Genomic DNA, 5,677 nt, shown 5'->3' with positions numbered 1-5,677 from the left:
TAAGTTCGTCCATAGACAAGCCGGATATATACGATAAATAAGAAGGTATTAAAGGAAACACGCAGGGGCTTATGAAAGAAAACAATCCCGCTAAAAAAGCTACTAAAAATGATACGTTGGGCGTAAATAATAACTGCAAAATATTCTCCTTTTAGTTTAAAATCTTATCATAATTCCGCTATTCGAATTATCGTTAGATTTGATATAAACATCATTGTATCTTAAGGATTTTATTAAAGTAAATTCCGTGTCTGAAATATAAGAACAAAGCTTGTCACTCATTTCCTTTGAGGAGTTTTCGGTTTTAACCTGCGGTAAAAAGAATTTCCATTCTGAATTTACTATAATAGCTCTTCCCGCCTGCGATATTTTATCGTTATCGTATAGGTCTTTAACCGATTCTATTGACGTAACGACAGAAATATAATTCCTTCTTGCTTCACGGTATAATTTGTCTATAAAACCATGCGCATTCGGTAAATCTTTAACAAATTCTTTAAGCTGGTTGATAAATATTAGGGTTTTCTCAATAGGGAGGTTGTAATCGTAAAAAATTTTCCCCATATAAAACATTACCGCCGCCTGAATAGAGACTTTAAATTTAGGGTCGTAGGATAAATCGCTGAAATCTATCGCCGAAAGTAAACTATCTCCGAAATTTAATGTTAATTCTCCGGAGAAAAACTTGCCGTATTTACCTTCAGGACAAAAAGGCATTAGATTGTCTATATATGGTTGCAACGTTTCATCGTTTTGCCTTGATAGCCAATTATATATATCTATTAGTTCAAAATCTTTGCATTCGTCTTGTACTGCATATAAAGCAGTTATCATATATAATCTAAAATGTTCGTTTAAATCTTTATCTGTATTTTCAGATGTAACTCCTATAGCGTATAAAAAATTTATTAAATAATCCTTGTATTCCATAAAGTCATCTTCGGTCTTAATTATAGAAAAAGGATTAACGGAAAACGTGCTTTTAGAATTGATGCTTATGTAATTTCCGCCCAAATTCTCTACTAATCTAATATGTTTTTTATTGCTATCAAAAATAAATATTTTAGTATCTCCATTGTGTAAATAATCCATAACCATATTGTCAATTAACGTATTTTTACCCTGTCCGCCTAAAATATATCCGTTATAACTGGCATTAGATTTAAACAAATCCAACGTAAAAGATGATTTAAACATTGCCGCCTCCTTTTATATTATTAATCAATTAAATTGTCTTTTGAAAACTCTTTTAACGCCTGCTGTATCTTGATTTTATTTATTTTCTCTTTTTCGACAGGGTCTATATTTTTATCTTTCTCGACATAATTATTAATATAAGTTTTATCTTTTGACTTTTCTATATTTTTAAAATTACCAATAAAACTTTCTTTTTTCGACATAATAACCCCCTATTTTAATGAATTAAGATAATATGCAACATATTTAACCTGCTTATTTGTTAAAATTTGCGAACAGTATGGATCCATTCTGCAACTTCTAATTGCCTTTTCCGTCTGTTTAATCGAAAGATGTTTATTTCCCCAGCCGGCAAGAGTTGCTATATTGTCGATTCTTTTACCTTTAACAAAGCTATGACATCTTATACAACCGCTTTGAATTACTATTTGCTTGCCCTTTTCTATATTGTCATTAGTAAAAGCGTGAGCTTTTTTCGAAAAAATAAAATAAGCAAATATAGCAAGGCAAATAAATAATAGAATTAAAAACACTCTTTTGTTTTTTGCGTTAATATTATTATTTCGCCGTTTTATCAAAATATTTGCACTGTAGGGATATAATGTTTCGGTCTTATTTGATTTTAAAAACATCTTTATTCTCCTCTATAACTTTTATAGCGAATTTAGTTATCATCGGGTCAAATTGCGTTCCCGCATTTTTCTTTAATTCCTGAACGGCATATTCGACGGGTTTCGGTTCCTTATAAGACCTTTTTGTTAATATTGCGTCTATCGCATCTACTATGCTTATAATTCTTGCGCCGAACGGAATATCGTCGCCGCTTATTTTCTCCGGATAACCCGAACCGTCGAATTTTTCGTGGTGATAAAGTATGTAGTCCGAGATATGCGAAAAAATGCTTAGATTTTTAAGCATATCGAAGCCTATTACAGGGTGCTTTTTGATTTCGTCAAATTCTTCGTCCGTCAATTTCGACGGTTTTAATAAAATAGCGTCGCTTATGCCGATTTTTCCTATATCGTGCAGTTTCGCCGCTAAAACTATTTTTTTAATTTCAACAGGCGGAAGTTTTAACTCTCTGCCTATTTCCCTTGCAAGAAAAGAAAGTCTGTTGGAATGCTCTTTTGTATAGGCGTCCCTTGCGCCTAATGCCATAAGAAATACCTCTACGAATTGATTTTGAATCTCTGAATATTCCATATTATTCTTTTGAAAATTTTCTATATAATTAATTAAACTCGAAAAATACCGAATTTCTTTTTCGTTATAAACATTTCTATTGATAGCAAACATAACGGACTACCTCACACTTACGTTGATAGCATTTAGAAAGCGCAGCAGTCCTGCTCCGTAAACGTAGTAAATACGTAATTGCCACCTAATGCAGGCAAATCTTTCAACATAGACCAAACTATACCGGTCTGTCCTATAGGTTGAACAACCGGCTCCGGCACCGGCATTGATAAATCGTATCTTACTGCAGATTGTATCCATATAGGATCCGGATAATCTTGGCATACGCCCATATAAGTAGGCGGTCCGACAGTACCGAACTGGTCTAAATACTCGTGCATTAAAAACTGCGTTTTAGCCGCAATACCCGCCGCATTTTGAACGGGGTCGTTTGAACCCCCTATGTCTCCGTCGATAGGAAATACTCCGCCCCAAGAACCCATACACCAAAACATAGGGTCTAACGGTTGATAAGTTTGAGCAGCGACAGAATCCGCAGTGCAGGACATCTGAGCTATGGGATTTGCGAAAAGGACGGCTTCAGGACTTCCAAAAGTAGCCAATATATCGGACTGCCACATAGGGTCGGGCTCTGATATAAAAGGTATATTAATATTAGAACCATATGGCGACTGTAAACAGATTATATCTTGCGCTATGCCTAAAATATTTAGTATAGGAAAATTATAATAATGCGACTGATAAAACGAATAATGCTTCGGATGTTTAGACTGGTCGCCGTAGCCGTAAACTCCGGTAGGATTAGGAATCGCTACTCCAAACGCCTGAAAACAAAAAGGCTCCTGAACTACTTCGGTTATATGCGCCGGCTGCCACATAGAAAAAGTTATTCCTGGGATAGGCGGCGCTGGCGGCGGCAATCTCTGGCAAAGACAAACGGGCGGTAAATAATCCTGAGCATCCGGTATGCCGGGGACTACAGTTACTCCTCCTACCCTTATCGGAAATATTCCCGCCCAATCGACTGACGTAAAAATACCGGCGGGCGGTTCGGTAAAGATAGTATCACCTATTTTGCAAACTCCGGCGTAAGATTTTAAGCTGAAGCCGAAAAGTATAAAAAAGGATAATAATATAATTTTTACATATTTACGCATATAATCTACCTATTTATAATCAGGATTTAATAACCCTGATTCTTTTAACGCTTTATTGTTTTTTTTATGTTTTTTAATATTTTTAATGGCTTTATAAACCGCATTTTTGCCGTATTGCTTAACGTAAATCGTAGTTCCTTTCTGCCATATTACGCTTGGGACGGCTTTTAATTTAAACCTTTGTTGTAACTGTTTCATATAAAAATAAACAGGAATGCCGAGTTTTTTTTCAAGTTTATAATAGTCGCCTTTGGTTATTAAAAGCATTACCGCTATGTTGTTTTTAAATTTGGAATGCTTAAACCACTCTATTTGCTTTTTAGAATCTCCGTTTATTACGACTAAGAAATTCGGTAAAAATATATAATTAGTAATTTTGTATTTAAAGCCTTTAGGATAAATTATGTTGCCTTTAGAATCTCTTATATTAAACTTTAAAGTATAGTACATAGACGGCTCAAAAACTTTACTATTCAACGCAGTAGGCAATGAAACTTCCTGATTGTAAGGCTGGTAGTTTTCTACCTGCCTTTTTATATGAGAGCGTTTTATAACTTCCTGCCAATTAATTTTTTTAGCTTTATTTTTTATAACAGACAGTAGATTTTTTTCCCTGAACCTGTAAGTTTTACCGTAAACGCCTAAATTTATCGTTTCGCCTTGTGCGCCCTTTATAAGATTAACTATAATAAGCGCTACTATAAAAGCAAAAAAAATAACGGTTACAATTAAATTTAGAGTAAAAACCGTTTTTTTTACGACCTTACCTGCTTTTTTAGCTTTTTCTTTAATATTTATTTCCATAATTAAGTTTGTGTTTTACGAAAGCTTCGTAATCGTAGAGTATATTTTGTTTTATTTTAACCTGTGTCCTTAATCCTATAGTAACGGGATAATGCGATAATTTACCGTCTGAATGCTTATAAATCATTACTATTTCCGGTAATTTTATAATGCCCATCCTCTTAACTTCGTTAGGGTGATTTTCGGCATTAACTTTCGTATAGAAAAAACCGTATTCGTTGGCTACGATTTTTAACTGCAATAATTCTTGCAACGAATATGGGTCGCTTGGATTATAAAATAAAACAAGTCCCATTCGTTTTCTTAATTTTTTATAAATTTCTATTTTTTTATTGTGATTAATCTGATACGAAATAATATTCCTATATTGCGAAGAACCGCCTACGTGAGTATTCATATAATTCAAAGACGGATATTTAGTCATAACGTAACGCCACATATAAGCATACTGCCTTGCCCTGTCGCCGGCTACGGACTGAATTTTTATATAATTATAAACATTTTGCTCCGTAGGATAAGAAATAGATTCATATTTAAATTTTTTTAAAAGTTTTTTAAATTGCAGAGCCGGCATAGCCATTAACGTTTTTGTAGTCGGAAGTTTTAAGGTTTTCTTTATTTTATTCTTATTTTTATTTTTTTTAGGCTTCCGTTGATACCAAAACCATCCCTTGCCTTTATTCCCGTTAAAATAACCGTTACCCATAGAAAAAAAAGAATAAGCGTTAACGGGCGTAAACAAAAATAAAACGATAAATAGAATTAATATATTAATTGTTTTTCTAAAGTTAGGGAATTGCGTCGTATGGTTGTTCATAGTAAAAAAATATCACTTTAATAAATTTATGTCAATACAAAAATTAATAAAAAAGATAATCAAAACAATACTAAATTTTTAGTTTGCCGAACAAATCAAAGAACTTCCCGCTTTGTCTAATACCTGAAGTTCTACCATAGCCGGAGCGAAGTTATTGTTATTAATATTACTTGCGGCTGTGCAGTCGGTTTGTATCGTATAGCCTTTTGGTACGGGACAATTCCAAGACGGATTATTAATCGTCCCAGTATTCGTGCAGTTTAAAGTTTCCGTATTAGTAGTGGTATCCGACGTAGGCGTATTCTGCGTAGCGGTAGTAGCCTGAACGGAACTTGAAACAGATGCGTTCGTCGTCGTTTGCTGGACTACGCATTCTTGCTGCGTGGCGTTATTTACCGTATTATTAATAGAAATATTGTTATGCTGGTTACCGTTTACGCCAGTATAGCTAAAAGCGGTATTGTTAGAGTTCATAGACGCAGAACCCGTAACGGCGGTTTCCTGT

General features: G+C 34.1%; 8 protein-coding genes. All 8 read right to left on the bottom strand.

The window, feature by feature from the left end:
- On the bottom strand, positions 1-139 hold a 139-nt coding region (locus EVJ48_10175; protein ID RZV36650.1), incomplete at its 3' end, for a cytochrome c biogenesis protein CcdA.
- A gap of 17 nt (positions 140-156) precedes the next feature.
- Positions 157-1,197 carry a hypothetical protein gene (locus EVJ48_10170; protein RZV36649.1) on the bottom strand — a complete coding sequence of 347 codons (1,041 nt, stop codon included), beginning with the start codon at positions 1,195-1,197 and terminating at the stop codon, positions 157-159.
- A 20-nt stretch (positions 1,198-1,217) separates the two neighbouring features.
- The gene (locus tag EVJ48_10165; GenBank protein ID RZV36648.1) at positions 1,218-1,400 is read right to left on the bottom strand and encodes a hypothetical protein; all 183 of its coding nucleotides are present in this window, start codon (positions 1,398-1,400) and stop codon (positions 1,218-1,220) included.
- A 9-nt stretch (positions 1,401-1,409) separates the two neighbouring features.
- On the bottom strand, positions 1,410-1,829 hold the full coding sequence (locus tag EVJ48_10160) for a hypothetical protein (protein RZV36647.1): 420 nt from the start codon (positions 1,827-1,829) through the stop codon (positions 1,410-1,412).
- On the bottom strand, positions 1,810-2,493 hold the full coding sequence (locus tag EVJ48_10155) for an HD-GYP domain-containing protein (protein RZV36646.1): 684 nt from the start codon (positions 2,491-2,493) through the stop codon (positions 1,810-1,812). Before EVJ48_10155 ends, EVJ48_10160 begins: the two co-directional genes overlap by 20 nt.
- Positions 2,494-2,525: 32 nt before the next feature.
- Positions 2,526-3,551, bottom strand: a complete 1,026-nt coding sequence (locus tag EVJ48_10150) for a hypothetical protein (GenBank protein RZV36645.1) — start codon at positions 3,549-3,551, stop codon at positions 2,526-2,528.
- Between the two features lie 9 nt (positions 3,552-3,560).
- The gene (locus EVJ48_10145; GenBank protein ID RZV36644.1) at positions 3,561-4,355 is read right to left on the bottom strand and encodes a hypothetical protein; all 795 of its coding nucleotides are present in this window, start codon (positions 4,353-4,355) and stop codon (positions 3,561-3,563) included.
- Positions 4,339-5,172 carry a hypothetical protein gene (locus tag EVJ48_10140; GenBank protein RZV36643.1) on the bottom strand — a complete coding sequence of 278 codons (834 nt, stop codon included), beginning with the start codon at positions 5,170-5,172 and terminating at the stop codon, positions 4,339-4,341. Before EVJ48_10140 ends, EVJ48_10145 begins: the two co-directional genes overlap by 17 nt.
- Positions 5,173-5,677: the final 505 nt, after the last annotated feature.

Origin of the sequence: Candidatus Acidulodesulfobacterium acidiphilum (assembly GCA_008534395.1) — a bacterium.
Classification (GTDB): Bacteria; SZUA-79; SZUA-79; order Acidulodesulfobacterales; family Acidulodesulfobacteraceae; genus Acidulodesulfobacterium_A; species Acidulodesulfobacterium_A acidiphilum.
This window is presented reverse-complemented; position numbering and strand designations above follow the sequence as displayed.

Excerpts from the sequence above, each read along its gene's own strand:
- EVJ48_10170 (RZV36649.1), bottom strand. The coding sequence starts at position 1,197 with ATGTTTAAATCATCTTTTACGTTGGATTTGTTTAAATCTAATGCCAGT.
- EVJ48_10165 (RZV36648.1), bottom strand. The coding sequence starts at position 1,400 with ATGTCGAAAAAAGAAAGTTTTATTGGTAATTTTAAAAATATAGAAAAG.
- EVJ48_10160 (RZV36647.1), bottom strand. The coding sequence starts at position 1,829 with ATGTTTTTAAAATCAAATAAGACCGAAACATTATATCCCTACAGTGCA.
- EVJ48_10155 (RZV36646.1), bottom strand. The coding sequence starts at position 2,493 with ATGTTTGCTATCAATAGAAATGTTTATAACGAAAAAGAAATTCGGTAT.
- EVJ48_10150 (RZV36645.1), bottom strand. The coding sequence starts at position 3,551 with ATGCGTAAATATGTAAAAATTATATTATTATCCTTTTTTATACTTTTC.
- EVJ48_10145 (RZV36644.1), bottom strand. The coding sequence starts at position 4,355 with ATGGAAATAAATATTAAAGAAAAAGCTAAAAAAGCAGGTAAGGTCGTA.
- EVJ48_10140 (RZV36643.1), bottom strand. The coding sequence starts at position 5,172 with ATGAACAACCATACGACGCAATTCCCTAACTTTAGAAAAACAATTAAT.